The sequence below is a fragment of the Streptomyces broussonetiae genome (assembly GCF_009796285.1).
In the GTDB taxonomy this organism is placed as follows: domain Bacteria; phylum Actinomycetota; class Actinomycetes; order Streptomycetales; family Streptomycetaceae; genus Streptomyces; species Streptomyces broussonetiae.
On record NZ_CP047020.1, the window covers coordinates 4,012,939 to 4,039,278 of the forward strand.

Genomic DNA, 26,340 nt, shown 5'->3' on the forward strand with positions numbered 1-26,340 from the left:
CCTAGGATTACCGAAAATTTCTACGCTCCCGGCCCGTGGACCCCATGCGACCAGACCCGCAAGACCCGCAAGCCCCGCACAGCACGTCCGACACGCCTGACGCGTCGGACGTGGCAGACATAGCCGACACCGTCGGCACGGCCGATCCGGCCGGCACCGCTGAGCCGGCACGCCCGGCGCAGGTCGCCGTCGTCGTCATCGGCTACAACGACGTCACTCATGTGGGCGATGCCGTGCGCTCGGCGCTGGCGCAGGGGCCGGCGGTCGGCGAGGTCGTCGCCGTGGACGACTGCTCCGCGGACGGCAGCGCCGACCTGCTCGACCGGCTGGCCGCCGAGGAGCCCCGGCTGCGGGTGGTGCGCCGCAGCGAGAACAGCGGCGGCTGCGGCAGCCCGCGCAACGACGGCATCGACGCGGTGACGGCGCCGTACGTGATGTTCCTGGACAGCGACGACGTGCTGCCGCCCGGTGCGGTGGACGCACTGCTGACGGCGGCCACGCAGGCGCGCGCCGAGGTCACGGCCGGGCTGTGTGTGCGCCGGGAGCTGCCCTCGGGGCGCGAGCAGCCCTGGCAGGCGCCCCTCTACACGGCGCACACCGTCCTCGCGAGCCCCGCACAGCACCCCCGGCTGGTCCACGACACGCTGTGCGTCAACAAGCTGTACCGCACCGACTTCCTGCGCGAGCACGGCATCCGCTTCCCGGAGGGCCGTTTCCACTACGAGGACATCGTCTTCACCGCGCGCGTGCTGGCCGCCGGCCCGCGCATGGCGCTCATACCGGACCGCGTGTACGTGTGGCACGTGCGCCGTTCCGCCGAACAGCTGTCGATCTCACTGGACCGGGACCGCATCGGGAACTGGCAGTCGCGCACCGAGGCGTGCGCGCAGGCGTACGAGATCCTGTTGGGCGCCGGGCAGAAGGAGCTGGCGCGGGCGGCGCGGGCCAAGTTCCTCGACCACGAGGTGCGCATGTACACGCGCGAGCTGGGGTTGCGCGATCCGGGCTACCAGCGCGCGTGGTGGACGCACACCCAGGAGTACCTCGCGCGCTACGACGCCGCCGACTGGGAGCTGAACCCGGGAGCTCCGGGCCGCGTCCTCGCCCGGGTCGTCCTGGAGTCGCCCGAGCCCCGCGACCTGCCCCGCCTGCGGGAGCTGGCCGCACGCCCGGCGCGCCTGCTGCCGCCGTACGCCCGGGACGCCGACGGCGTCCCCGTCTGGTCCGCCGATCTCCCCCAGGTCACCCTGGAGCCGTTCCTGACCCGCCCCACCGAGATCCTCCCGCTCGCGGTGGACGCGCAACTGCGCCTGAGCGCGCGTGCCGCACGCCTGCACCTGCGGCTGCACGAGATGTACGGCAGGGTGGCCGAGGCGGCCCCGCGCGAGGTGGACGTGACGTGGGGCGCGCGCGACGACGAGCGCGCGTGGGGGCGCACGACGGTCGCGCTCACGCCCTCCAGCGCCGGGACGGACGCGGACAGCTGGTTCGCCGACGTGCCCGTCGACCTGCCCGCGCTCGGTGCGGGCACCTGGGATCTGCGCCTGACCGTGCGCTTCGCGGACGGCAAGGAGCGGGAGATCACGGCGCACGCCCTGGCGGGCGCCGGCCGGCTGCGCCGGCGCGCCGTCCCGAGCGTCCGGCACGGTGTGCTCCTGGTACAGCCGTACGCGACGCACTCCGGCGCACTGGCCCTGCGGATCGCGAGCGGCGCAAGCGGGGCGGTACGGGTGGCCCGCGGACGCCTGAAGCGCCTGCTGCGCTAGAACGGCCGGTACGCGCGCGCTGCGCCGGTACGGCCGGTACGCGCGCGTGCCGCCGCCCACCCGTCGCACCCGCCGCGTGCCTGTCACGTCGCGGCTGCCGCACACCTGCTGCTTCACTGAAAGACGCCCGCTGCTCCACCGAGCGGTTCCACGGGCCGACTGACAAGGGGATGGCCTCTTCCATGACCTGGCTGATCACCGGCGGTGCCGGATACATCGGGGCACACGTCGTACGAGCGATGACCGAGGCGGGCGAGCGCACGGTCGTCTACGACGACCTGTCCACGGGCATCGCCGAGCGCGTGCCGGCGGAGGTCCCGCTGGTGCAGGGCTCCACCCTGGACGCCGAGCGGGTGGCCCGCACCCTCGCCGAGCACGAGATCAGCGGGGTCGTGCACCTCGCGGCCAAGAAGCAGGTGGGCGAGTCGGTGGACCTCCCGCTGCACTACTACCGCGAGAACGTGGAGGGCCTGCGGGTCCTGCTCGAGGCGGTCACGGCCGCGGAGGTCCCGTCCTTCCTGTTCTCCTCCTCGGCGGCCGTCTACGGCATGCCCGACGTCGACCTGGTGACGGAGGAGACCCCCTGCGTCCCGATGTCCCCGTACGGCGAGACGAAGCTGGCCGGCGAATGGCTGGTCCGTGCGACGGGCAGGGCGACGGGTCTGTCCACCGCGTCCCTGCGCTACTTCAACGTGGCGGGCGCGGCCACCCCCGAACTCGCCGACACCGGGGTCTTCAACCTGATCCCGATGGTCTTCGAGAAGCTCACCGAGGGCGCTGCGCCGCGCATCTTCGGCGACGACTACGCCACGCCGGACGGCACCTGCGTGCGCGACTACATCCACGTGGTGGACCTCGCCGAGGCGCACGTCACCGTCGCCCGCGCCCTGCGCTCGGCCCCCGGCACGGATCTGACCGTGAACATCGGCCGCGGCGAAGGCGTCTCCGTCCGCGAGATGATCGACCGGATCAACGCGGTCACCGGCTACGACCGCCCTGCGACGGTCACTCCGCGGCGCCCCGGCGACCCGGCCCGCGTCGTCGCCTCGGCGGCCCGCATCGGCACCGAGCTGGGCTGGCAGGCCAAGTACGACGTCCACGACATGATCACCTCGGCCTGGGAGGGCTGGGTCCACCACCACCCGGAGGCTGCCCGGTCGTAGCCTCCCCGGCATGACCCCGGTGGAACGCGCCCCCGGCGCCGCACTCGGCTCCGCCGTGGGCGACGCCCTCGGAGCCCCCTTCGAGTTCGGCCCCGAGGGCGCGTTCTCCGCCCGTTTCCCGCGCCCCGGGCACGGCGGCGAGATGTGCGGGGGCGGCGGCCGGGAGCCGGGCGAGGCGACGGACGACACCCGGATGGCGGTGCTGAGCGCCGAGTCCCTGGTGGAGCACGGCGGCCTGGACCTCGCGGACGTCTTCCACCGCTTCCGGACGCGGGCCGCCGCCGACCCCAGGGACATCGGCCTCATCGGCCTCCAGACGGAGACGTTGCCGACCGGCGGCGCCCCTGGGACACCGCGGCGGCACTCCATTTCCGGAGCAACGGGCGGGCGGCGGGCAACGGCTCCCTGATGCGAGCGGCCCCTCAGCGGTCCACTTCGCCCACCAGGGCCGCGCCACCACCATGACCGCCGCCCGCCGTCTCACCGCTCTCCCCCACGGCGACCCCGCGGCCCGGGAGGGCACGGCGGCCCTGCAGGAACTGACCCGGGTGGCGCTGACCGGGGCGGACCCGCTCGGCGCCGTACCGGACACCCTGAGCGCCCTGCACCCCACCCACCGGCAGCGCTACGCCGTGGTTCTCTCCCCCCGACCGGCATCCGGACCGGGCCACGGAGTTCGACGCAGCGGTCCGGCCGTGCCTGGGCTCGGCCGTGTGGGCCCTGCGGACCACGGGGTCGTACGAGGAGGCGGTCCGCCCGGCGACCGGCCTCGGCGGCGACACGGACACCGTGGCAGCGGTCACCGGGCGCCGACGGGTGCGGTGTACGGCCCGAGCGCGATACCGGCCCGCTGTACCGGGCCCTGCACGTGCCGCTGCCGGGGTTCGGCGGACGGCTGCTGCGCGCCCAGGACCTGCTGGAACGGACCGAGAGGCTCCTCGCCCCCAAGGCCGCGCAGCCCCCGCGCCACGCGCCCTACAACGCCTTCAACGCCCCCGCCGTGGCCCGGGCCAGATTCGCCAGGTACCCCTTGGGCAGCTTGGGCGACCGGATCACCACCGCTCGCCAGTACAGCGGACCGGAGATCATGTCCAGAGCGAGGTCGGGATCGATGCCCGGCCGTACCTCTCCCCTGGCCTCCGCCGCCGCGATGATCTTGCTGGCCACGCCCTCCTGGCCGTCCCGCAGCGCCTTCTGGAAGGCCTCCGCGATATCGGGATTGCGGGCCGCCTCGGCCTGGAGGTCGGGGATGATCTGCGAGGCCACCGGGTGGCGCAGGGCGCGCGAGGTGACCTCGTACAGAAGGCGCAGGTCGTCCTCCAGGGAGCCCGTGTCGGGCGCCGGAAGGCCCAGAACCGCCATCGCCGACACCACGTCCAGGACCAGGTGCAGCTTGGAGCGCCACCGGCGGTACACCGCGGTCTTGCCGACACCCGCCCGGCGCGCGATGCCCTCGATGGACATGCGGGCGTAGCCGACCGCCGCGAGCTCCTCGAAGACCGCCGCCCGGATGGCTTCGGTCACATCCTCCCGGAGCACCGCAGCTCCGGCAGGAGCCCTGCGGCGTGCACGCTTCGGGATCTCGTCGGCGTTCGTCGTCATGACTCACAGCATAGGTGCGCGACGACGATACGGTTGCGTTCCGACGTCGATTGGCTCTAGTCTCGCGTTGCGACGATACGGCCCCGTCCCGACGTAAGAGAACGTGAAGAGAAGCGTAAGGAAACATCGGACGGATGACCCCGACGCGCCCCGGCGGCCAGCCGGACGCGCCTCCCCCTCCCTCGAGCGAAAGCAGCGGATGTGAGCCAGGTCCTCGACACACCGCCCCCCACCCAGGCCCCGGACGACGATCTCGCGGCACTCGCCGCCCGGCACGGCCTGACGGTCAGCGGCGCCCGCCCGACCCTGCCTGCGTACATCCGCCAGCTGTGGGACCGGCGCCACTTCATCACCGCCTTCGCCACCGCCAAGCTCACCGCGCAGTACAGCGAGGCGAAGCTCGGCCAGGTCTGGCAGGTCATGACCCCGCTGCTGAACGCCGCGGTCTACTACTTCATCTTCGGTGTGCTGCTCGGCTCCAAGAAGGGCGTGCCGGACTACATCCCGTTCCTGGTCACCGGCGTGTTCGTGTGGACGTTCACACAGAGCTCGATCCAGGTCGGCACCCGGGCGATCTCCGGCAACCTCGGCCTGGTGCGCGCCCTGCACTTCCCGCGCGCCGCCCTGCCGATCTCCTTCTGCATCCAGCAGCTGCAGCAGCTGCTGTTCTCGATGGCCGCGCTGGTCGTCATCCTGCTCTGCTTCGGCCTGCCGATCTCCCTGTCCTGGCTGCTGGTGATCCCGGCGCTGGTCCTCCAGTTCGTGTTCAACGCCGGCATGTCGCTGATCATGGCCCGCCTGGGCGCCAAGACCCCGGACATCGCCCAGCTGATGCCGTTCATCCTGCGCACCTGGATGTACATGTCCGGTGTGATGTGGAGCATCAGCAAGCTCACCAAGAGCGACCACCTGCCGCACATCGTCACGGTCCTGCTGGAGAGCAACCCGGCCGCGGTCTACATCGACCTCATGCGCTACTCACTGATCGCCAGCTTCCACGCCAAGCAGCTGCCCCCGCACGTGTGGCCGCTCGCCGTCGGCTGGGCCCTGGCCGCCGGCATCGGCGGCTTCATCTACTTCTGGAAGGCAGAGGAGAAGTACGGCCGTGGCTGAGCAGACTCCCGAGAACCCCGAACTCCTCGGCGACGAGGCCGAGACCCCCGAGGCACGCGAGATGCGCGAGCGCTACGAGCGCCTCGCGAAGGCCAAGACGGTCCCCACGATCGTCGTCGACAACGTCGACATCGTCTACCGCGTTCACGGCACCGGCTCCGGCCGCGGCTCCGCCACCGCCGCCCTCAACCGCATCATGCGCCGCAAGCAGGCCGAGAAGGCGGCGGGCGTGCGCACGGTGCACGCCGTGAAGAAGGTCTCGTTCGTCGCCTACAAGGGCGAGGCGGTCGGCCTGATCGGCACCAACGGCTCCGGCAAGTCGACCCTGCTCAAGGCGATCGCCGGCGTGCTCCCGGTGGAGAACGGCCACATCTACACCAACGGCCAGCCCTCCCTGCTCGGCGTCAACGCGGCTCTGATGAACGACCTCACCGGCGAGCGCAACGTCTGGCTCGGCGGTCTCGCCATGGGCATGTCGCGCGAGGAGGTTCGGGAGCGTTATCAGGACATCGTCGACTTCTCCGGGATCAACGAGAAGGGCGACTTCATCACCCTGCCGATGCGGACGTACTCCTCCGGCATGGCCGCCCGGCTGCGCTTCTCCATCGCCGCCGCCAAGGACCACGACGTCCTGCTGATCGACGAGGCCCTGGCCACCGGTGACCGCAGGTTCCAGATGCGTTCGGAGGACCGGATCCGCGAGCTGCGCGAGAAGGCGGGCACGGTCTTCCTGGTCAGCCACAACAACAAGTCGATCCGCGACACCTGCGAGCGGACCATCTGGCTGGAGCGTGGCGAGCTGCGCATGGATGGACCGACCGAGGAGGTCATGAAGGAGTACGAGGCCTTCAGCGGCGAAAAGGGCAGCAAGAAGAAGGCTGCCTGACCGGCCCCGGTTAACAGTTCGTAAGAAATATAGTAAGAAGGCGGCCGAAAAGTTACGGTTGCCGAAACCCCAGGCCACGGAAGCTCGTCTTCCTCTCTGGGGCCCCGCCCTGGCCGCCCTCTTACTTCATCTCGGTTATCCTTTTCATACACTTCGTGACAGTATGTTATGAAGATTGGCCAACCCTTGACCCAAAGGAGTCCCCTGCGATGCCCCAACTCAGCGTCATCGTCTACGGACCGAACGCACAGGGGCATCTGACAGAGCTGCTGGACTCCGTGGAAGCCCACCCCCTGCTCGACGCCGAGATCATCGTCGCCGCGGTCGGCGACTGGGCGCGGGAGACGGCTGAGGGCCACGCCCCCGAGACGATCGTCGTCCCCCTGCCGGAGGGCACCGATGACCCGGCGGCCCGCGCGGCCGGCGCCGCCCGTGCCACCGGCCGCTGGCTGCACTTCGTGCACGCCAAGGACAGCCTGCCGGCCGGTGCCCCGCGCCTGATCGCCGAGCGCACCGCCGAACTCGACGCCGAGGCCGGTGCCGAGCCCGGCGCCGTTGTCGACGTACTCCTCTTCGACCATGTCGTCACCACCTGGCAGACCGCCGCCCGGGCCTCCCGCGACGGCCGCCTCCTCGCCGCCGTCGGCCGCGAGGGCGTCGCCCTGAACGAGGCCGCCGACCTGGTGCGTCTCACCCCGATCCTCGGCAACCGCGCGCTGCGTGCCGACTTCTGGCGGGCGCACGAGGAGCAGCTCACCCACGGCGACGAGCCGTACGCCGCCCACGCGGCCCTGCTGCACGCCGACCGCGTCGCCTGCCTGAACCAGGCGGCGTACGAGAGCCGCGAGCTGCGCCCCGAGAGCCTGCCGCCGCTCGACCCCGAGGACCGCTTCGCGCTCATCGACCGCTACGAGTCGCTGCTCCCGCTCACCGGGAACCGCCGCGCCGCCCGTGCGGTGCTGTACGACCTGATGATGCGCGACCTGGTGCGCACCTTCGCCGGCGAGAACCTGCCCGACGCGGTCGCCCGCGAGTTCTTCCGCCGCGCCTCCCTCGCCGCGGTCCGCTGGCGCCCCGAGCACCACGAGCGCCCGGCGGGCGTGGAGGGCGTACGGCACGCGCTGCTGGAGGAGGGCGCGTACACCAAGTACCGCGCGTTCCAGGCCGCCAACCGCACCCGCCGCGCCGCCAAGAAGGCCGTCAAGAGCCGGAAGAAGGAGCTGGGCGCCAAGCTGCGCGACCAGCAGTACCAGCGCGCGCTGAGCCGTCCGGTCAACCCGCACCTGGCCGTGTTCGCCGCCTACTGGGAGCGCGGCGTGGCCTGCAACCCGGCCGCGATCGCCGCCAAGATGGCCGAACTGGCCCCGCACATCCACCCGGTGTGGGTGGTGTCGAAGAGCAACGAGGCCCTGCTGCCGCCCGGCACCGACTACGTCATCCCCGGCACCCGCCGCTACTGGGAGACCATGGCGACCGCCAAGTACCTGGTGAACAACGTCAACTTCCCCAACGCGGTGGTCAAGCGCCCGGACGCGATCCATCTGCAGACCCATCACGGCACCCCGCTCAAGCGCATGGGCCTGGACCAGATGGAGCACCCGGCCGCCGCCAAGGGCCTGGACTTCGACGCCCTGCTGGGCCGTATCGACAAGTGGGACTACAGCGTCAGCGCCAACAGCCACTCCACCCGCATGTGGGAGCGCGCCTACCCGGCCCGCTTCACCTCGCTGGACTACGGCTATCCGCGCAACGACGTCTTCTACACGGCCACGGCCGACGACGTCCGCGCAGCCCGCGAGCGTCTCGGCATCGCCCCCGGCAAGAAGGCCGTGCTGTACGCCCCGACCCACCGCGACTACGAGGCCGGCTTCACCCCGCGCCTGGACCTCGCCGAACTCGCCGACCGGCTCGGCGAGGACACCGTCCTGCTGGTGCGCGCCCACTACTTCTACGGCGGCGCCGCCTCCCCGCTCACCGGCCTGCGCCGCTCCGGGCGGATCATCGACGTCTCCTCCTACGACCCCGTCGAGGAGCTGTGCCTGGCCGCCGACGCGCTGGTCACGGACTACTCGTCGATCATGTTCGACTACGCCAACCTGGACCGGCCGATCGTCGTCTACGCCGACGACTGGGAGACGTACCGGACCACCCGGGGCGTCTACTTCGACCTGATGGAAGAGCACCCCGGCCAGGTCGCGCGCACCCAGGAAGAACTGACGGAGATCTTCGTCTCCGGTGCCTGGCGAAACGAGAGCGCGGCGAAGGCACGAGCCGCGTTCCGCCGCCGGTTCTGCGAGTACGACGACGGGCGCGCCGCCGAACGGGTCGTACGCCGGGTGTTCCTGGGCGAGCCGGAGGAGTCCCTGCCCCCGGTGCTCCCGCTCGAGGAACGCACCCCCGCCCCGACCCCCGAGGAGGCCTCGGCATGACCACGACCTCGACCTCGACCCCTGACGTCACGGTCACGGTCATCGTCTTCAACGACGCGGAGCGCCTGCCCCGGGCGGTTGCGTCGCTGCGCGCGCAGACGCACGCGAACATCGAGATCATCATCAGTGACGACCACTCCACCGACGACACGCCCGCCGTGGCGCGCCGGCTGGAGGCGCAGGACGAGCGCGTCCGCTATCTCCGCCTGCCGGAGAACAGCGGCGGCTGCAGCGCCCCGCGCAACCGGGCCATCGACATCGCCCGGGCGCCGTATCTGATGTTCCTCGACAGCGATGACGAACTCCCGGCGAACGCCGTCGAGTTGCTGCTCGCCGCGCACCGCGAGCGCGAGGTGGACTTCACCATGGGCGCGGTCCGGCGGGTGCGGGTGGACAACGGCAAGCGCTCGACCTGGATGCCGCACGTGGTGGCCGAGAAGCGCACGGTCGAGGGCATCGAGGCGGACCCGCGGCTGCTGTTCGAGCACCTGTCGACGAGCAAGATGTACGCCCGCTCCTTCCTGGACCGGCACGACCTGCGCTTCCCCGAGGGCATCCACTACGAGGACCAGCTCTTCTCGGCCCAGGCCTACTGCCTGGCGAGGGCGTTCACGATCATCCCGGACCCGGTGTACGTCTGGTACATCGACCCGTACGCGGCGGCGGCCTCGGCGTCCATCTCCAACCAGCGGCACAAGGTCCAGAATGTGCAGGACCGGGTCAACGTCCAGCGCATGATCGACGACTTCCTGGTGGAGAGCGGGCACGCGGGGCTGCGCGAGGACAAGGACTTCAAGTTCCTCAAGCACGACTTCCGCATGTACGCCGGTGACCTGCCCTTCCGCGACGACGAGTGGATGCGCGCCTTCGCCGAGATCATGAACCCGTACCTGGACACGCTGGCCGACGGCGCGTACGCCCGGCTGCCGCGTCCGGAGCGGGTGGTGCTGGAGCTGCTGCGCGACGGCCGCCTGACCGACGCCCAGCTCGCCTCGCGCGGGCTCGGCGACAAGGTGGCACCGCGCCATGTGACGGCGGACGCCTCGGGTGTGCCGTACTGGGGCGACGAGGTCCCCGCCACGGACCGCGCCCGCCGCGAGCTGGACCTGTCCGACCTGGAGCTGGACACGCGCCCGTTCCCGAGCGCGCAGTTCCGCCACGAGATCACCGAGCTGGAGCGGGGCCGGGGCGCGACGCTGACGCTCTCGATCCGTACGTACGACCCGGGCCTGCGCCTCCCGGTGGGCCCGCAGCGCGCCAGCCTGCTCCTGTCGCCCGGCAACCGCCGGATGACGGTCCCGTTCCGCCTGGACCCGATCAGCCCCGGCCTCTTCGAGGGCACGGTGAAGCTCGACCTGTCGGCCGCCCCGCTCCCCCTCCAGGGCTTCGAGGGCATCCGGCACCCCCAGATCCGCCTCCAGCAGCAGGGCCTGGCCCACTCGGGCGTTCTGCTGGCCCCGCTGGACTTCCCGGCGGTCACCGCCCGCGTCGACTACCGCTCCGGCGCGACCCCGCACGACGTCACGATCGAGCCGGAGGTCCGCAACCCCGGCCGCCTGCAGATCCGCTGGCGTCCGGTGGGGGTCACGGCCAAGGTGATCCGCCCGGTGATCCGCAAGGTGGCCCGCCCGAAGATCCGCAAGGCCGCGAAGCTCCTGTCGAGCGTGCTGAAGTAGTCGGTCGGTCCGCGCCGTCGTACGACGAAGGGGCGCGGGGAACTGCGGGGCCGTCGTGGCCCTCGCGCAGTTCCCCGCGCCCCTTCGTCGTCGTGATGGCGCTGTTTTCTGTTGTGATGGCGCTGCTTCGTCGTGATGGCGCGGCCTTGTGGTGCGTTGTGCCGGTGCGGCGCCGTCGGCTCAGCGCACCACCCGGTACAGGACCTGGTGGTCGGGGCCCGTGGTCACCTTCCGCAGGCCCGGGCCGGCCAGGCTCCGCGAGCCCACGACCCACTGCACCTTGTACTCCCGCAGGATCCCCCGCCGTTCGGCGGCGGACGTCCCCGCGTCGAAGTACCGCACCACCGCCGCGTCCCTCTTCGCCTCGTCCGGCAGGAAGAAGTCGGGGTATCCAGGAGCCACGGTGTACGCGCCGTACGCGGGGATCTGCCGCGCCGGGGACGTCCGGGCCATCACCACGTCCCCGTACTTCACCCACGGGGTCATCCAGTGGTACCCCACCCACGGCGTGTCGTACTTGTCCGCGACGGCCGCCGGCAGCGCACTCTTGGGGATCACATAGCCGAGTGTCCCGGCCTGCGTCCACGCCCCCGCGGCCAGTGCGACGCCGAGCACGCACGCCCAGCCCGTCCTCGCCCACGCCCGCCGCCCCGCCGTCACGGCCTCGAGCGCGGCCGCGAGCTGGGCCGGGACGAGCGCGGCCGGCAGGGCACGGCCCCAGGAGTAGTGGCCGCTCAGACCGCCCGCGGCGAACATCAGCGCGCCCAGGGCGAAGAACAGGACCAGCGGATCCCAGCGGTCGCGGCGGAAGCGGAGCACCAGCGCCGCCACGCCCAGCAGCACGAACCCGAAGTGCCCGGCCAGCTGCTCGTAGAGCGGCTTGTGTATGGCCTCCAGATTCGCGCCCGCGGAGAACAGCGAGAAGAAGTCGTAGTACGGCCACAGCCCCAGCAGCAGCATGCCCAGCGCGAGCGCGGCGCCCAGGCGCAGCAGCACCGCACGGGTCGGCCGGGCCGCGATCACCATCGCCAGCGCCCCCAGGGACGACACGACGCCCGTGAACTGGTGGCAGAGCAGGACCAGGGCCCAGAGCAGCCCCAGCGCCGACCACGTCGCCCACGCGGCCGGCTCGGGCTCGCGCAGCGCGCGCGTGAGCCACGCCCAGAAGTGGAACGCGAGGCCGAGCGCGAACACGCTCGGGTACGACACCGTCAGCGCCAGCGAGTTCAGGCCCAGGAAGCCGGACCAGTTGAACAGCACCGGACCCCAGAGCAGGAGCAGGCTCAGCAGTGCGAGGGCGGGTGCCGCGCGATGGGCGCTGAGCGTGCGGACGTACCGCCAGACACCCGTGACCAGCAGGCCGAGGCCGACGAACGCGGCGATGCGCAGGACCACGAACACCGACAGGCCGGTGAGCTTGGCGAGGCAGCCGAGCACCAGCATCCACGGCGAGTAGTACGGGCTCGGCGTGTCCGCGTCGACCAGGGGGTCGCCGGGATGCAGCAGGTTGTGGCTCAGGCGCTGGATGGTGGCCGCGTGAATGCCGAGGTCGCCCGCCCACGGCAGACGGACGATCACGAGGAGCACCAGCACCACGACGAGCGCGGCCGCGGCCTGCGGCAGCGCCCGCCCGGCTCGGGCGGTGGTGGGTGACGGCTCCGTGTGGCTCACGGACTCGGTGTCAGATGGTGCGGTCTGCATCCTGCTGGAACACCCAAGTGCGGTAGACGACAAAACGGAAAGTGGAGGCGAGCACGATGGACAGTGCCTTCGCCGCATTCGACTCGATGACGCTGTGCAGGCCGAGCCCGTGGTAACCGAGCCAGAACAGGCCGATTTCCATGACGACACCGAGACCGCTGAAGGCGAAGAACAGCATGATCCGGCTGCGGGTGCGCGAGGCCCGGTCACGGTAGGCGAAGAAGCGGAAGCCCACGTAGTTGGTCGCCATCGCGATTCCGCTGGCCAGGACCGTCGCGGTCATCGCCTGCCAGCCCAGGCCACGCAGCAGCAGGTTGAAGATCAGGAAGTTGACCAGGACACCGCTGCCCCCGACGACCCCGAACTTCACGATCTCCAGCACGACACGCGTGACGGGCCCGGACGCCGGCGCCGGTGCCGGCGCGGGTGCCGGGGGTGCCGGGCGGGCCTCGAGGTTCAGTGTCACGCGCCCGACCCTATCCGAAACCCATCGATTAGCAGGAAGCGGTAAATTCAACTCACATTTTTTTCCTAAGGACCGGCAAGAAACGAGACGCCCCGGGTCGTTGTGTGCCCGGGGCGTCCTGGGTGCCGCGACTGCCGTGCGGTGCCTACGAATGCGTGCGCAGCAGCGTCCGCATCGTACGCATCGCCACCGACAGGTTGGCGAGGTCGAAGGAGTCCGAGCTGCGGATCTCCTCCAGGGTGGTGCGTGCCCGGCTCAGGATCGCGGCGTTCTTCTGCTCCCAGGCCTTGAACCGCTGCTCCGGCGTCGAGGTGCCGTTGCCGGCCGCGAGCACGTCCGAGGTGAGCGCCGCATGCGCCGCGTACAGGTCCTCGCGGATGGAGGCGCGGGCCATGGACTGCCAGCGGTCGTTGCGGGGCAGGTCGCTGATGCGGTCCATCAGCTGCGTGATGCTGAGCCGGTCGGCGAGGTCGTAGTAGACCTCGGCGACGTCGAGCGGCTCCTTGCCCGTCCGGTCGGCCACCGACACGATGTCGAGCGCCGGGAAGGCGGAGGAGAAACCGGACACGCGCGAGGCGAGTTCGTCCGGGACGCCGGACTCGGACAGCTCCTCGTACACGTGCTGGTACCACTCCAGGTCCGCGCCGCGCAGCAGCTTGGGCAGCTCCTGCCAGACCCGCTCGACCCGCTCGGCGAAGAACTCGACCGTCTCGGCGAGCTGCAGCGGCTGCGGCCGGTTGTTCAGCAGCCAGCGCGTGCCGCGCTCGACCAGCCGGCGCGAGTGCAGGCGGATCCGGGTCTGGACAGCCGCGTCGACCCGGTTGTCCAGAGCCTCCACCGCATCCCACACCGGCGCCGAGCAGAAGATCGTGCGGGCCGCGGTCTGCGCCCGGACGATCTCCTCCAGGGAGGCACCGGTCTCCTCGCGCAGCCGGTGCAGATACGTCGTACCGCCCGTGTTGACCGTGTCGTTGACCAGCACGGTCATGGTGATCTCGCGGCGCAGCGGGTGGTTGTCGATCGCGTCGGCGAACCGTTCACGCAGGGCCGTCGGGAAGTACGCGTGCAGCAGGCTGCGCAGGTACGGGTCGTCCGGCAGCGAGGTCTGCAGCAGCTCCTCGGCGACGGTGATCTTCGTGTACGCCAGGACGACGGCCGTCTCCGGACTGGTCAGGCCCTGACTCTGGGAGATGCGCTCGCGGATCTGCCGGTCGGTCGGCAGGAACTCAAGCGCCCGGTCCAGATGCCCCTCGCGCACCAGGTGGCGCAGGAACCGCTGCTGGGCGTGGAGCATGGCGTTCGCCTGGAACAGGGCGTTGGCCAGGGCGGTGTTCTGCGCGTAGTTGTTGCGCAGGACCAGCGCGCCGACCTCGTCGGTCATCTCGGCGAGCAGCTTGTTGCGCTGCTTGACGGTCATGTCGCCGTCCGCGACCAGGCCGTTGAGCAGGATCTTGATGTTCACCTCGTGGTCGGAGGTGTCCACGCCGGCGCTGTTGTCGATCGCGTCGGTGTTGATCTTGCCGCCGTGCAGGGCGAACTCGATCCGGCCGAGCTGGGTCAGGCCCAGGTTGCCGCCCTCGCCGACGACCTTGACGCGCAGGTCCTTGCCGTCGACGCGGATGGCGTCGTTGGCCTTGTCGCCGACATCGGCGTTGGACTCCGCCGAGGACTTCACGTACGTGCCGATGCCGCCGTTCCACAGCAGGTCCACCGGCGCGTGCAGGATCGTCTTCATCAGGTCGGCCGGGGTCATCTTGGTGACCTTGTCCTCGATGCCGAGGGCCTCGCGGATGTGGGCGTTGACCGGGATCGACTTGGCGCTGCGCGGGAAGATCCCGCCGCCCGCCGACAGCAGCTCGGTGTTGTAGTCCGCCCAGGAGGAGCGGGGCAGCTCGAACAGACGGCGGCGCTCGGCGTACGACGTCTCCGCGTCCGGGGTGGGGTCGATGAAGATGTGCCGGTGGTCGAAGGCGGCGACCAGACGGATGTGCTCGGAGAGCAGCATGCCGTTGCCGAAGACGTCACCGGACATGTCACCGATGCCGACGACCGTGAAGTCCTCGCTCTGCGTGTCCACGCCCAGCTCACGGAAGTGCCGCTTGACGGACTCCCAGGCACCGCGCGCGGTGATGCCCATGCCCTTGTGGTCGTAGCCCGCGCTGCCGCCGGAGGCGAAGGCGTCGCCCAGCCAGAAGTTGTACTTCTCGGCGACCCCGTTGGCGATGTCGGAGAAGGTCGCGGTGCCCTTGTCGGCGGCGACCACCAGGTAGGTGTCGTCGCCGTCGTGCCGGACCACGTCCTGCGGGGGCACGACCTCGCCGGCGACCATGTTGTCCGTGATGTCGAGCAGCGCCGAGATGAACGTCTTGTAGCTGGCGATGCCCTCGGCCAGCCAGGCGTCGCGGTCCACGCCCGGGTCCGGCAGCTGCTTGGCGACGAAGCCGCCCTTGGCGCCGACCGGCACGATGACGGTGTTCTTCACCATCTGCGCCTTGACCAGGCCGAGGATCTCGGTGCGGAAGTCCTCACGCCGGTCGGACCAGCGCAGGCCACCGCGCGCGACCTTGCCGAAGCGCAGGTGCACGCCCTCCACGCGCGGCGAGTACACCCAGATCTCGTACGCCGGGCGCGGCGCGGGCAGATCCGGGATGGCCTGCGGGTCGAACTTCATGGAGACGTAGTCGTGCGGCGCGCCGTCGGCGGTCTGCTGGAAGAAGTTCGTGCGCAGGGTCGCCTTGATCACGGTCAGGAAGGACCTGAGGATCCGGTCCTCGTCCAGGCTGGCCACCTGGTCCAGGGCCGCGTCCAGCTCCTCCAGCAAGGCGTCGGTGATCTCGAGGCCGGCCTTCTGCCGGTCCGGGGACATCCGCGCCTCGAACAGCGAGACGAGCAGGCGGGTGGTGTGGACGTTGTTACGGAGGGTGTCCTCCATGTAGTCCTGCGAGAAGGTCGAGCCGGCCTGGCGCAGGTACTTGGCGTAGGCGCGCAGGACCATCGCCTGCCGCCAGGACAGCCCGGCGCTCAGCACCAGGGAGTTGAAGCCGTCGTTCTCCGCCTTGCCGGTCCAGGTGGCGGCGAAGGCCTCCTGGAAGCGCTCACGGGCGTCGTCGCCGAGGTGCTCCACACCACCGACCGCCGTCGGCACGCGCAGACCGAAGTCGTAGACCCAGGCGGTGGTGCGGTCCGAGCAGCGCAGCTCGTACGGCCGCTCGTCGGTGACCTCGACGCCGAGGCGGCTGAGCACCGGCAGCACCTGCGAGAGGGAGACCGAGCCGCCCTTCTGGTAGATCTTGAACCTGCGCTCCTGGGGACCCGCGCCCACCGGCTCGTACAGGCTCAGGCTGAAGGTCTTGTCCTCGCTGAGCTGCTCGAGGTGGACCAGGTCGGCGACCGCGGCGCGCGGGGTGTGGTCGGCCTTGTAGCCCTCGGGGAAGGCGTGGCCGTAACGGCGCAGCACCTCGGCCGCGTGCTCCTCGCCGCACTCGGCGGTCAGCGCCTCGGCGAACGCGTCGGCCCAGGAGCGGGCGGCCTCGACCAGGCGGGCCTCGATGCGCTCCTTGTCGGAGTCCGACAGCTCGGGCAGCACGGTGCCCGGCGCGACGCGGACGACGAAGTGCAGCCGGGACAGGATCGACTCGGTGTTCCAGGCGGTGAAGTCGACGCTGCCGCCGCCCAGCTCCTCCTTCAGGATGTCGATGATCCGCAGCCGGACGCCGGTGGTGTAGCGGTCGCGCGGGAGGTAGACGAGCGCCGAGTAGTAGCGCCCGTACTCGTCCTGGCGCAGGTACAGCCGCAGCCGACGGCGCTCCTGCAGGTAGAGCACGCTCGTGGCGATGGTCTGCAGTTCGGCGGCGGGCGTCTGGAACAGCTCGTCGCGCGGGTAGGTCTCCAGGATCTGCAGCAGGTCACGGCCGTCGTGGCTGTTGGGCGAGAAGCCGGCCCGGCGCAGCACCTCGTCGACCTTGCGGCGGATGACCGGGACGCGGCGCACCGACTCGGTGTACGCGGCGGAGGAGAACAGTCCGAGGAAGCGGCGCTCGCCGACGACGTTCCCGTCCGCGTCGAACTTCTTGACGCCGACGTAGTCGAGGTACGACGGCCGGTGCACGGTGGCCCGGCTGTTCGCCTTGGTCAGCACCAGCAGCTTGTGCTCACGGGCCTTGGCGCGGGCGTCCGCCGGCAGCCGCTCGAAGGAGGGGCTGACCGGGTGCTGGTCGTCCTTGGCGTGCTGCGGGTCGGAGCGCAGGATGCCGAGGCCGGTGCCGGGCACGGCGGCGAGCGTGTCGTCGTCGCGCAGCTGGTACTCGCGGAAGCCAAGGAAGGTGAAGTGGTCGTCCGACAGCCAGCGCAGCAGCTCGCGGGCCTCTTCGACGTCGGCCTTGGCCAGGTCGCCCGGGGCGGGCTCGCTCGGCAGCTCGTCGGCGACCCGGGTCGCCGTGGCGCGCATCTTCTCCCAGTCCTCGACGGCCTCACGGACGTCGGACAGGACGCGCAGCAGATCGGCGGTGATCTGCTTGAGGTCGGCGCGGTCGGTCTCCCGGTCGATCTCCACGTGGATCCACGACTCGAAGTGCGCGTCGTGCGGGAGGCCACCGCCGGGCGAAACCGGCAGGACCTCGATCAGCTTGCCGGTGACATCGCGCCGCACGACGATCTGCGGGTGGATGACGACGTGGATGCCCCGGCCCTGCCGCGTCAGCTCGTTGGTGACGGAGTCGACCAGGAAGGGCATGTCGTCGGTGACGACTTCCACGACGGTGTGGCTGCAGGTCCACCCGTTCTCTTCCACGGTCGGGGTGTGGACCCGGACGTTCGCCGTGCCCTGCGGGCGGTTCTCGGCGAGGCGGTAGTGCGAGACCGCGGCACCGAAGACGTCGACCGGGTCGCGGTCGGCGAGGTCTTCCGGGGCGGTGTGCAGGTAGTAGCGCTGGAGGAACGCGAGCACGGACTCACTGTCCGGGATGTCCGGGGAGCCCTCGCCCGCGGTCCCGGTCGGTAGGTGCCCCCCGACCGGGCTGTTCTCAGCTACCCGGGCGGCCCTCTCGAGCAACTCGGCCTTGGCTTCGTCCAGCTTGGTCTGCATTGTCCTCTGGCTCCTGTCGCGCGCCGTTGCGTGACGTAGAAGGAAATACGGTCTCTTTCCCTCCGGCTCGACGCCACGGCCCGGGGTTTCCGGGCCGCTTAGACGCTATGCCGCGAGGTGAGATGAGCGGGGGGAATTCAGCCATTTTCGATGCACCCGCCGGATGTGACGCTGCTCTCGGCATCGCCGTGTCCCGGGCTGCTCTCGGCGTCCCCGGAGCCCCTTCGGCCCCGTCCCGCCCGCGAAGACCAGCGACCGCCGCCCGGTCACGGAGGTGTTCCGTGCAACCCGGGCGCAGGGCAGGGACACGATCGTCCCCGCGAGATATCGCGCTGATCACGCCACAAGGCTATCGCTCCTCACCCGGGGCCCGTCATGAGCCGTATGTGTACAAAACAGGGGGGTGAAGTTTGACGTTCTGCACAGGGGCGGGACGGGGGTGCATGACGTATCCGGCCAGAGCCGGTTCCGGCTGTCGGCGGGGCGGGGGCCCTGCGGGTGTGCGCCGAGTCCGCGTGGCGCTACTCCGGGTAGGCGGGGGCCTGTCCGGGTAGGTGTCAGGTCTGCCGGATCTGGCCCGGTCCATGAGGTCTGTCAGATCTGTCGGGTCGCGCCGCGAGATCCCCGACCGCAACCTGAAAGCGCACCCTGCCTGCCCGGAGGAGCCGACATGCCCACGAAGATCCTGATCGTCACCGGCGACGCAGCGGAGTCCCTGGAAGTCCTCTACCCGTATCAGCGCCTGCTCGAGGAAGGCTACGAGGTCCACATCGCGGCCCCTTCCCGCAAGACCCTACGCTTCGTCGTCCATGACTTCGAGCCCGGCTACGACACGTACACCGAGAAGCCCGGCTACACCTGGCCCGCCGACCTGGCCTTCGCCGACGTCGACCCCGGCGCGTACGCCGCCGTCGTCATCCCCGGCGGCCGGGCCCCCGAGTACCTGCGCAACGATCCCGAACTCCGCAAGATCCTCAAGGCCTTCTTCGACGCCGACAAGCCCGTCGCCCAGATCTGCCACGGTCCCCTGCTCACCGCGGCGATCGACACCCTGCGCGGCCGACGGGTCACGGCGTATCCCGCCCTCGAGCCGGACATGCAGGCGGCCGGAGCGGGCTTCCAGGACTCCGAAGCGGTGGTCGACGGCACCCTGGTCTCCTCCCGGGCCTGGCCCGACCACCCGGCCTGGATGCGCGAGTTCCTGAAGGTGCTGAGGGCTACCGCACCGGCCGCGTAGGACACCGGACACCTGGACGGCCGGGGCGGCCGGGCGGCCGGCCGTGCGGCGGGCCGTGGACAGCAGCACCTGCGTGGCCGCGGACACCGGCACTTCCGTGGCCATGGGCACCAGCACCTCCGTGGCCGCGCGCGGTCGGGCCGCCGGGGACGTCCCGCCCCGCTGCTACGCCGCTATTCGGCGCGCTTCCCGCACCGCGTCGGCCAGCGTGTCCACCACCGGCACCCCCGCTTCCTCCAGGCTGGCCCTGCTGTGCGACCCCCCGGTGTACAGCACGGCCCGGGCCCCCACCTGGCTCGCCGCGACCGCGTCGTCCGCCGCGTCCCCGATCACCACGGTCCGCGCCGGCTCCACGCCCGCACCCAGCGCTTCCAGATGCCGCACCATGTGCCCGGCCTTGCTGCCTCCGGAGGGCCCCGTCCGCCCGTCGACCCGCAGGAAGTGCGCCTCTATGCCGAAGCCCCGCACCAGGGGGACCAGCTCCTCATGCCCGTACATGCTCAGCAGCGACTGGCTGTGCCCCGCGGTCCGCCATTCCATGAGCAGTTCCGCCGCCCCCTCGGTCAGCCCGCACCGTCCGCGCTGCTCGGCATAGTGCCGATGGAACACCACGTCCATCAGCTCCCACTCGGCATCGGTCGGCAGCCGGCCGAGCAGCCGCTCGTAGAACTTCGGCACCGGCACGCAGTACAGCGTCCGGTACTGCTCCAGTGTGATCGGCGCGAGCCCCAGCTCGGCGAAGGCCGCGTTCGTCGCCCCGATGATCGCGTCATTGTCGTGGAACAGCGTGCCGTTCCAGTCCCAGACGATGTGCGCGCTTACGTGCATCCCCATGCCGAAAACCGTACCCGCCGCCACTGACAATCGGGGCGGGCAGCGGCCGTGGCAGGCGTCAGGCGGGCCCGACCAGGTTGGGGATCTCCTGCGTGGCGTACCACAGCAGCTCGTGGTCGTCCGCCCCGTCCACGACGAACTGGGCGTCGTCGTCCCCGCCGTCGGCCGCGACGAGCGCGTCCGCCGCCGCGGCCACGTCCTGCTCCGCGTCATCGGCGTCGACATGCACCGCGGCCGCCTTCGCGAGCGGCACGGTGGACGTCACGGTCACCTCGCCCAGCGCGGAGGAGTCCGGCCCACGGTCGGGATCGACGCTCGCGGCACCGTCGGGCACGTCCACGGCGACCACGACCCGGCGCCGTACCGCGGCCGGATCGGCCGTCAGCAGTCGCAGCGAGGCCAGCGCGGCCCGGCTGAGCGCGGCGTACTCCAGCTCCTCGATGTCCTCGGAGAGGTACCACTCGCGCAGCGCGGGCGTGACGGCATACGCGACGAAGGGGCCACTCCCCACCTCACCCGTCCTGTGCGCCTCGGCGAGAGCGGTGAGGGTCAGGGGGACGTAGACGCGCATACTGCCGCTCTTTCCTGATCAAAGCCTCGAGGGCCTTCAGGATACGTGCGCCCGTCCCCTTTCGAGTCCCTGCCCGCACCCCCGAAGCCGTCCACATCGGTCCACGCATTCACCCGGTCCACCCGCACGATCCCGGGGTTCGTGGCCCTCCGAGTCCCCCGGATAGGCGAACTTTCCGGCCCCTCCCCGGCCCGTGGCGTCGCCCTTGCCACCCGGCTCCCCACCCCCGTACAAGATCCCCACCAGCGAGTTACCGCCCGGTATCAAACCGGGCCCGCCGAACGGGGACCGCATGAACAAGGTCATGAGCCGTACCGCCCAGCCCCGCCCGCGCCACCGCCCGCCGACCCGCCACGACACCCGCCGCCCGAAAGGCGCCCCACCCCGCAAGCCCCCGACCAGGACCGCCCGCGACACGCCGTCGACGGCCACCAGGACCACCCGCCCGCCCCGCACGGCCCCGGAAGCCGCCGAACCCCCGCTGCGCCCCACCGATCTCTTCGCCGACCGCCTCCTGGCCGTCCTGAGCGGTCAGCGCCCCGTCCACTGGATGCTCCGCCACACCGCAGGCCGCGCCTACGACGACCTGGCCCGTCTCGCCGAACGCGGTCCCCTGCGCGCCCGCGGCTCCCGCCCCGTCGTCCGCGACATCGGCTACTACGTCCCCCGCGACGGCGCCCTGGAGGTCTTCGCCCGCATCGCCGCCGGCAACCAGCTGCGGGCTCTGGCCTTCCGCCTGGAACTCGGCCAGGACCTCCGCTGGCGCTGTACGGCGGTCGAAGCCGCGTCCCACTCCCGGCCGGCCTCGTAGACCACCGGCGACGGAACGAAGCAGCCACGGGCCACCACACCCCAGGCAGCACAGAAGGGCCGGGTTCCACGAGGAACCCGGCCCTTCTCAACGGCTGAGGCGCCACAGAGCGCCGTTACTTCTTGCGGCGCCGCCCGCCCTTGGCCTGCCGGCGCCGCTCGGCCCGGGTCAGCCCGTCCGACTCGGAGCGCACCGGCTCGTCGTCCTCCAGATCACGCTCGAGGATGCCGCCCTCGCCGTCCACCGTCGGCGCGGAGAAGTGCATGTCCCGGCGCTGCGGGACGTCGAGCCCCTTCGCCCGGATCTCCGGCCGCGCGCCGGCCTGCGCCGGCACCGTGTCCTGGACACCCTCGACGGCCGGCTCGGCAGCCTCGACCGGGACCTCCTCGACCTGCTGCTCGACCTGGACCTCCAGGTTGAACAGATAGCCGACGGACTCCTCCTTGATGCCCTCCATCATCGCGGTGAACATGTCGAAGCCCTCGCGCTGGTACTCGACCAGCGGGTCCTTCTGGGCCATCGCACGCAGGCCGATGCCCTCCTGGAGGTAGTCCATCTCGTAGAGGTGCTCGCGCCACTTGCGGTCGAGGACCGACAGCACGACCCGACGCTCCAGCTCGCGCATGATCTCGGAGCCGAGCTGCGCCTCCCGGGCCGCGTACTGCTCGTGGATGTCCTCCTTGACGGACTCGGAGATGAACTCGGCCGTCAGACCGGCCCGGTCGCCGGCGGCCTCCTCCAGCTCTTCGATGTCGACCTTCACCGGGTAGAGCTGCTTGAAGGCGCCCCACAGCCGGTCCAGGTCCCAGTCCTCCGGGAAGCCCTCGGCGGTCTCCGCGCCGACGTACGCGTCGATCGTGTCGTCCATGAAGTGCTGGATCTGCTCGTGCAGGTCCTCGCCCTCCAGGACGCGGCGGCGCTCGCCGTAGATGACCTCACGCTGCCGGTTGAGCACCTCGTCGTACTTCAGAACGTTCTTACGGGTCTCGAAGTTCTGCTGCTCGACCTGCGACTGCGCGGACGCGATCGCGCGCGTGACCATCTTGTTCTCGATCGGCACGTCGTCCGGCACGTTCGCCATCGACATGACGCGCTCGACCATCTGGGCCTTGAACAGGCGCATCAGGTCGTCGCCGAGGGAGAGGTAGAACCGGGACTCGCCCGGGTCGCCCTGACGGCCGGAACGACCGCGCAGCTGGTTGTCGATACGGCGCGACTCGTGCCGCTCGGTGCCGAGGACGTACAGACCGCCGAGTTCCTTGACCTCCTCGAACTCGGCCTTGACCGCCCGCTCGGCCTTCTCCAGAGCGGCGGGCAGAGCCGCCGCCCATTCCTCGATGTGCTCCTCGGGGTCGAGGCCGCGCTGGCGCAGCTCGGCCTCGGCGAGGTCGTCGGGGTTGCCGCCGAGCTTGATGTCCGTACCACGACCGGCCATGTTGGTCGCCACGGTCACCGCGCCCTTGCGGCCGGCCTGGGCGACGATCGTCGCCTCACGGTCGTGCTGCTTGGCGTTCAGCACCTCGTGCTGGATGCCCCGCTTGGAGAGCTGCTGCGAGAGGTACTCGGACTTCTCGACCGAGGTGGTGCCGACCAGGATCGGCTGGCCCTTCTCGTGCTTCTCGGCGATGTCGTCGACGACCGCCTCGAACTTGGCGACCTCAGTGCGGTAGATCAGGTCCGACTGGTCCTTGCGAACCATCGGCTTGTTCGTGGGGATCGGGACCACGCCGAGCTTGTAGATCTGGTGGAACTCGGCGGCCTCGGTCATCGCCGTACCGGTCATGCCGGAGAGCTTGCCGTAGAGGCGGAAGAAGTTCTGCAGGGTGATCGTGGCGAGCGTCTGGTTCTCGTCCTTGATGTCCACCCCTTCCTTCGCCTCGATCGCCTGGTGCATGCCCTCGTTGTAGCGGCGGCCGGCGAGGATACGGCCGGTGTGCTCGTCAACGATCATGACTTCGCCGTCGATGACGACGTAGTCCTTGTCGCACTTGAACAGTTCCTTCGCCTTGATGGCGTTGTTCAGGTAGCCCACGAGCGGGGTGTTCACCGACTCGTAGAGGTTGTCGATGCCCAGCCAGTCCTCGACCTTGGAGACGCCGGACTCGTGGATGGCGACCGTGCGCTTCTTCTCGTCGACGTCGTAGTCGCCGGTCTCCTCGATGCCCTTGAGCGGGTTGCCCGCCTCGCCCTTCTTCAGGCGCAGCACCAGCTTGGCGAAGTCGCCGTACCACTTCGTGGCCTGGTCGGCCGGGCCGGAGATGATCAACGGGGTACGGGCCTCGTCGACCAGGATGGAGTCGACCTCGTCGACGATGGCGAAGTTGTGGCCGCGCTGCACCAGTTCGTCCTGCGACCACGCCATGTTGTCGCGCAGGTAGTCGAAGCCGAACTCGTTGTTCGTGCCGTAGGTGATGTCGCACGCGTACTGCTCGCGACGCTCGGCCGGCGACATGTTGGCGAGGATGCAGCCGACGCTCAGGCCCAGGAACTTGTGGACGCGGCCCATCATCTCGGAGTCGCGCTCGGCCAGGTAGTCGTTGACCGTGATGAGGTGAACGCCGTCACCGGACAGGGCGTTCAGATACGCGGGCAGCGTGCCGACGAGGGTCTTGCCCTCACCGGTCTTCATCTCGGCCACGTAGCCGAGGTGGAGGGCGGCGCCACCCATCAGCTGCACGTCGTAGTGCCGCTGACCGAGCACGCGCTTGGCGGCTTCGCGGACGGTGGCGAACGCCTCGGGGAGCAGGTCGTCCAGGCTCTCACCGTCGGCGTACCGCTGCTTGTACTCATCGGTGAGGGCCCGCAGCTCGGCGTCGGAGAGGTCGACGAAGTCCTCTTCGATGGAGTTGACCTGGTCCGCGATGCGGTGCAGCTTGCGCAGGATCTTGCCTTCGCCTGCACGCATGATCTTCGAGAGGACGGACACGGGGGTTTGTCTCCTTGCCGGTCGGGCCTGGGACGGTCGGGTTTCCATTTGACGTACTGAGCAACGGCCATCGTATGCGAGGACCCGGCTGGGCCGGGAGGCCTGGCGGCCCGACGGCTGCCCTCAACCTGGACAACGGACGGGGCAGGGCGATAGTGCCGCATCGACGCGAGGAATTGCGCGAATTGTGATCACACGCTCACGCACAGCGAAAATCGATGACTCGCGCGCGGGTCGCCGAGCACAATCGGCCGATGGAACCCGTCACACTCACCACGGATCGCCTGGTCCTGCGCGCCGTCGGTCCCAAGGACACCCAGGCCGTGTACGAGGCCGCCCAGGACCCCGGCATCCAGCGCTGGACGACCGTACCGTCCCCCTATCTGCCCGAGCACGCGAGCGGCTTCACGCAGAAGCTGGTCCCCGACGGCTGGGCACAGGGCTCGATGTTCACCTTCGGCATCTTCCTCCCGGACGGGGAACTCGCCGGCATGCTCTCTCTGACCATGCTTTCGCTCGGCGTGGCGGAGGTCGGCTTCTGGGCGGCCGTGCAGCACCGCGGGCGTGGCTACGTCACCGAGGCCACGCTCGCCGCCTGCCGGTGGATCTTCACCGAGGTCGGCGTCGACCGGGTCGAATGGCGCGCCGAGGTCGGCAACCACCCCTCCCGCACGGTGGCCGAACGCGCGGGCTTCACCATCGAGGGCACCCTGCGCTCCGCTGTGAACAACAAAGGGGTACGCCGGGACTGCTGGGTCGGCTCCCTGCTCCCCTCTGACCTGGGCCTGCCGTCCACGGCGCCGTACCTGCCTGCCCGCATCTGACCGCAGGCGGGCGAATGCCCAGCTCAGGGCGGATTGTCAGTGGCACCCTCTAGGGTCCGGACCATGACGACCCTTCCGCGCCCGACCACCATCCTCACCGCGGACGACGCCCGCCGTATCGCCCTGCGGGCCCAGGGCTTCCTCGGCGCGCCCGACCGGCGGGCCGGTGTCAGAGGCGTGCTGCGCCACCTCGGCGCGATCCAGCTCGACACGATCTCGGTCCTCGCCCGCTCCCATGAGCTGGTGCCCTACGCCCGGCTCGGCGCGGTCGGCCGCAAGACGGTCGAGGCCGCCTACTGGGACGACACGCATGCCTTCGAGTACTGGTCGCACGCCGCATGCATCCTCCCGGTCGAGGAGTGGCCGCACTTCGCCTTCCGCCGCCGCGCCTACCGGCATCGCCCGCACTGGAACCACGAACTGCCCGAGGGCGCCTACGACCAGGTCCTCAAGCAGCTGCGCGCGGAAGGCCCGCTGACCTCCACGGAGCTGGGCGGCGCGAAGAAGACGAACGAGTGGTGGGACTGGTCGGGCACCAAGGTCGCGGTGGAGCGCGCGCTGATGTACGGCGAGGTGGTGTGCGTCCAGCGGCGCGGCTGGAAGCGCGTGTACGACCTCGCCGAGCGCGCGATCCCGGACACGCTGCTGCACGACGAGCTGGACGACACCGAGTGCCTGCGCCGTCTGGTCCGGCTGGCCGGTGAGTCCCTGGGCGTGGGCACGCGCGCGGACATCGCCGACTACCACCGTCTCAAGGGCGAGCAGGTCGACGCGGTGATCGCCGACTGCGGGCTGGTGCCGGTCGAGGTCGAGGGCTGGGGCAGGCCGGCCTGGGCCGACCCCGCGGCCCTGGCGACCGAGCCCCGCGGCCGGCACCGGACCACGCTGCTGTCGCCGTTCGACTCCCTGATCTGGGAACGGGCGCGCACGGAGCGGATCTTCGGCTTCTCCCACCGCCTGGAGGCGTACGTCCCCAGGCCCAAGCGGGTGTACGGCTATTTCGCGATGCCGGTCCTGGCGGGCGGCCGGCTGGTCGGGCGCGTGGACCCTGCCCGCGAGGGCCGCACGCTGGTGGCCAAGCAGGTCACCCTGGACGGTGCGAAGGCGGTCCCGGCGGTCGCCCAGGCCCTGCTCGAGGCGGCCGACTGGGTGGACTGCACGGACGTCCGCGTCGAGCGCGTGGACGCACCCGAATGGCGCGAGCCCCTGGAGAGGGAACTCGCCCGCGCCCTGGCCTAGCCCCGGCGATCCG

17 protein-coding genes and 1 pseudogene are annotated in these 26,340 nt (G+C 70.7%); 11 read left to right on the forward strand and 7 right to left on the reverse strand.

Going from position 1 to position 26,340, the window contains the following annotated elements:
• Positions 1-119: 119 nt before the first annotated feature.
• The 3 genes and pseudogenes from GQF42_RS18575 to GQF42_RS18585 form a co-directional block, all read left to right on the forward strand.
• Positions 120-1,766: a glycosyltransferase family 2 protein gene (locus GQF42_RS18575; RefSeq protein ID WP_233273775.1), complete on the forward strand. Its 1,647-nt coding sequence runs from the start codon at positions 120-122 to the stop codon at positions 1,764-1,766.
• A gap of 182 nt (positions 1,767-1,948) precedes the next feature.
• Complete coding sequence (galE, locus tag GQF42_RS18580) at positions 1,949-2,929, forward strand: UDP-glucose 4-epimerase GalE (RefSeq protein ID WP_158921362.1); 981 nt, start codon at positions 1,949-1,951, stop codon at positions 2,927-2,929.
• A 10-nt stretch (positions 2,930-2,939) separates the two neighbouring features.
• A pseudogene (locus GQF42_RS18585) lies at positions 2,940-3,869 on the forward strand (ADP-ribosylglycohydrolase family protein); the annotation flags it as partial.
• A 35-nt stretch (positions 3,870-3,904) separates the two neighbouring features.
• On the opposite strand, the gene GQF42_RS18590 reads toward GQF42_RS18585, so the two are convergent.
• The gene (locus tag GQF42_RS18590) at positions 3,905-4,531 is read right to left on the reverse strand and encodes a TetR/AcrR family transcriptional regulator (protein ID WP_158930286.1); all 627 of its coding nucleotides are present in this window, start codon (positions 4,529-4,531) and stop codon (positions 3,905-3,907) included.
• A gap of 201 nt (positions 4,532-4,732) precedes the next feature.
• On the opposite strand from GQF42_RS18590, the gene GQF42_RS18595 reads away from it, so the two are divergent.
• The 4 genes from GQF42_RS18595 (at position 4,733) to GQF42_RS18610 (ending at position 10,635) form a co-directional block, all read left to right on the forward strand.
• Entirely contained in the window at positions 4,733-5,644 is a 912-nt protein-coding gene (locus GQF42_RS18595; RefSeq protein ID WP_158921364.1) for an ABC transporter permease, read from the forward strand.
• Between the two features lie 61 nt (positions 5,645-5,705).
• Positions 5,706-6,530, forward strand: a complete 825-nt coding sequence (locus GQF42_RS18600; RefSeq protein ID WP_158930288.1) for an ABC transporter ATP-binding protein — start codon at positions 5,706-5,708, stop codon at positions 6,528-6,530.
• 209 nt (positions 6,531-6,739) lie between these two features.
• Positions 6,740-8,959, forward strand: a complete 2,220-nt coding sequence (locus GQF42_RS18605) for a CDP-glycerol glycerophosphotransferase family protein (protein WP_158921366.1) — start codon at positions 6,740-6,742, stop codon at positions 8,957-8,959.
• On the forward strand, positions 8,956-10,635 hold the full coding sequence (locus GQF42_RS18610; RefSeq protein ID WP_158921368.1) for a glycosyltransferase family 2 protein: 1,680 nt from the start codon (positions 8,956-8,958) through the stop codon (positions 10,633-10,635). Before GQF42_RS18605 ends, GQF42_RS18610 begins: the two co-directional genes overlap by 4 nt.
• A 180-nt stretch (positions 10,636-10,815) precedes the next feature.
• Here the strand turns inward: GQF42_RS18610 and GQF42_RS18615 are convergent, their stop codons facing one another.
• The 3 genes from GQF42_RS18615 to GQF42_RS18625 form a co-directional block, all read right to left on the reverse strand.
• On the reverse strand, positions 10,816-12,336 hold the full coding sequence (locus GQF42_RS18615) for a hypothetical protein (protein ID WP_407699498.1): 1,521 nt from the start codon (positions 12,334-12,336) through the stop codon (positions 10,816-10,818).
• A complete protein-coding gene (locus GQF42_RS18620; protein WP_158921372.1) occupies positions 12,317-12,802 on the reverse strand; it encodes a GtrA family protein in 486 nt (161 codons plus the stop codon). Before GQF42_RS18620 ends, GQF42_RS18615 begins: the two co-directional genes overlap by 20 nt.
• A 145-nt stretch (positions 12,803-12,947) precedes the next feature.
• Positions 12,948-17,885 carry an NAD-glutamate dehydrogenase gene (locus tag GQF42_RS18625; protein ID WP_158921374.1) on the reverse strand — a complete coding sequence of 1,646 codons (4,938 nt, stop codon included), beginning with the start codon at positions 17,883-17,885 and terminating at the stop codon, positions 12,948-12,950.
• 670 nt (positions 17,886-18,555) lie between these two features.
• On the opposite strand from GQF42_RS18625, the gene GQF42_RS18630 reads away from it, so the two are divergent.
• Positions 18,556-19,122: a DJ-1/PfpI family protein gene (locus GQF42_RS18630; protein ID WP_158921376.1), complete on the forward strand. Its 567-nt coding sequence runs from the start codon at positions 18,556-18,558 to the stop codon at positions 19,120-19,122.
• 165 nt (positions 19,123-19,287) lie between these two features.
• On the opposite strand, the gene GQF42_RS18635 is transcribed toward GQF42_RS18630, so the two are convergent.
• Together GQF42_RS18635 and GQF42_RS18640 are read right to left on the reverse strand one after the other, a co-directional pair.
• Positions 19,288-19,956, reverse strand: a complete 669-nt coding sequence (locus GQF42_RS18635) for an HAD family hydrolase (RefSeq protein WP_158921378.1) — start codon at positions 19,954-19,956, stop codon at positions 19,288-19,290.
• Positions 19,957-20,014: 58 nt separating this feature from the next.
• A complete protein-coding gene (locus tag GQF42_RS18640) occupies positions 20,015-20,527 on the reverse strand; it encodes a DUF6912 family protein (protein ID WP_158921380.1) in 513 nt (170 codons plus the stop codon).
• 292 nt (positions 20,528-20,819) lie between these two features.
• Between GQF42_RS18640 and GQF42_RS18645 the strand changes: the two genes are divergently transcribed.
• A complete protein-coding gene (locus GQF42_RS18645; protein WP_158921382.1) occupies positions 20,820-21,338 on the forward strand; it encodes an Rv3235 family protein in 519 nt (172 codons plus the stop codon).
• 115 nt (positions 21,339-21,453) lie between these two features.
• On the opposite strand, the gene secA is transcribed toward GQF42_RS18645, so the two are convergent.
• Entirely contained in the window at positions 21,454-24,264 is a 2,811-nt protein-coding gene (gene secA / locus GQF42_RS18650) for a preprotein translocase subunit SecA (protein ID WP_158921384.1), read from the reverse strand.
• Between the two features lie 254 nt (positions 24,265-24,518).
• Here secA and GQF42_RS18655 point away from each other — a divergent pair, with 254 nt between their 5' ends.
• Entirely contained in the window at positions 24,519-25,088 is a 570-nt protein-coding gene (locus GQF42_RS18655; RefSeq protein WP_158921386.1) for a GNAT family N-acetyltransferase, read from the forward strand.
• 63 nt (positions 25,089-25,151) lie between these two features.
• Positions 25,152-26,327, forward strand: a complete 1,176-nt coding sequence (locus tag GQF42_RS18660) for a winged helix-turn-helix domain-containing protein (protein ID WP_158921388.1) — start codon at positions 25,152-25,154, stop codon at positions 26,325-26,327.
• The last annotated feature ends 13 nt before the right edge of the window (positions 26,328-26,340 follow it).

Bases quoted from the DNA above. Each gene is read 5' to 3' on its own strand.
- GQF42_RS18610 (WP_158921368.1), top strand. From the start codon at position 8,956: ATGACCACGACCTCGACCTCGACCCCTGACGTCACGGTCACGGTCATC.
- GQF42_RS18605 (WP_158921366.1), top strand. From the start codon at position 6,740: ATGCCCCAACTCAGCGTCATCGTCTACGGACCGAACGCACAGGGGCAT.
- GQF42_RS18630 (WP_158921376.1), top strand. From the start codon at position 18,556: ATGCCCACGAAGATCCTGATCGTCACCGGCGACGCAGCGGAGTCCCTG.
- GQF42_RS18660 (WP_158921388.1), top strand. From the start codon at position 25,152: ATGACGACCCTTCCGCGCCCGACCACCATCCTCACCGCGGACGACGCC.
- GQF42_RS18645 (WP_158921382.1), top strand. From the start codon at position 20,820: ATGAACAAGGTCATGAGCCGTACCGCCCAGCCCCGCCCGCGCCACCGC.
- galE (WP_158921362.1), top strand. From the start codon at position 1,949: ATGACCTGGCTGATCACCGGCGGTGCCGGATACATCGGGGCACACGTC.
- GQF42_RS18615 (WP_407699498.1), bottom strand. From the start codon at position 12,336: ATGCAGACCGCACCATCTGACACCGAGTCCGTGAGCCACACGGAGCCG.
- GQF42_RS18625 (WP_158921374.1), bottom strand. From the start codon at position 17,885: ATGCAGACCAAGCTGGACGAAGCCAAGGCCGAGTTGCTCGAGAGGGCC.
- GQF42_RS18640 (WP_158921380.1), bottom strand. From the start codon at position 20,527: ATGCGCGTCTACGTCCCCCTGACCCTCACCGCTCTCGCCGAGGCGCAC.
- GQF42_RS18655 (WP_158921386.1), top strand. From the start codon at position 24,519: ATGGAACCCGTCACACTCACCACGGATCGCCTGGTCCTGCGCGCCGTC.
- GQF42_RS18600 (WP_158930288.1), top strand. From the start codon at position 5,706: ATGCGCGAGCGCTACGAGCGCCTCGCGAAGGCCAAGACGGTCCCCACG.
- GQF42_RS18590 (WP_158930286.1), bottom strand. From the start codon at position 4,531: ATGACGACGAACGCCGACGAGATCCCGAAGCGTGCACGCCGCAGGGCT.
- GQF42_RS18635 (WP_158921378.1), bottom strand. From the start codon at position 19,956: ATGGGGATGCACGTAAGCGCGCACATCGTCTGGGACTGGAACGGCACG.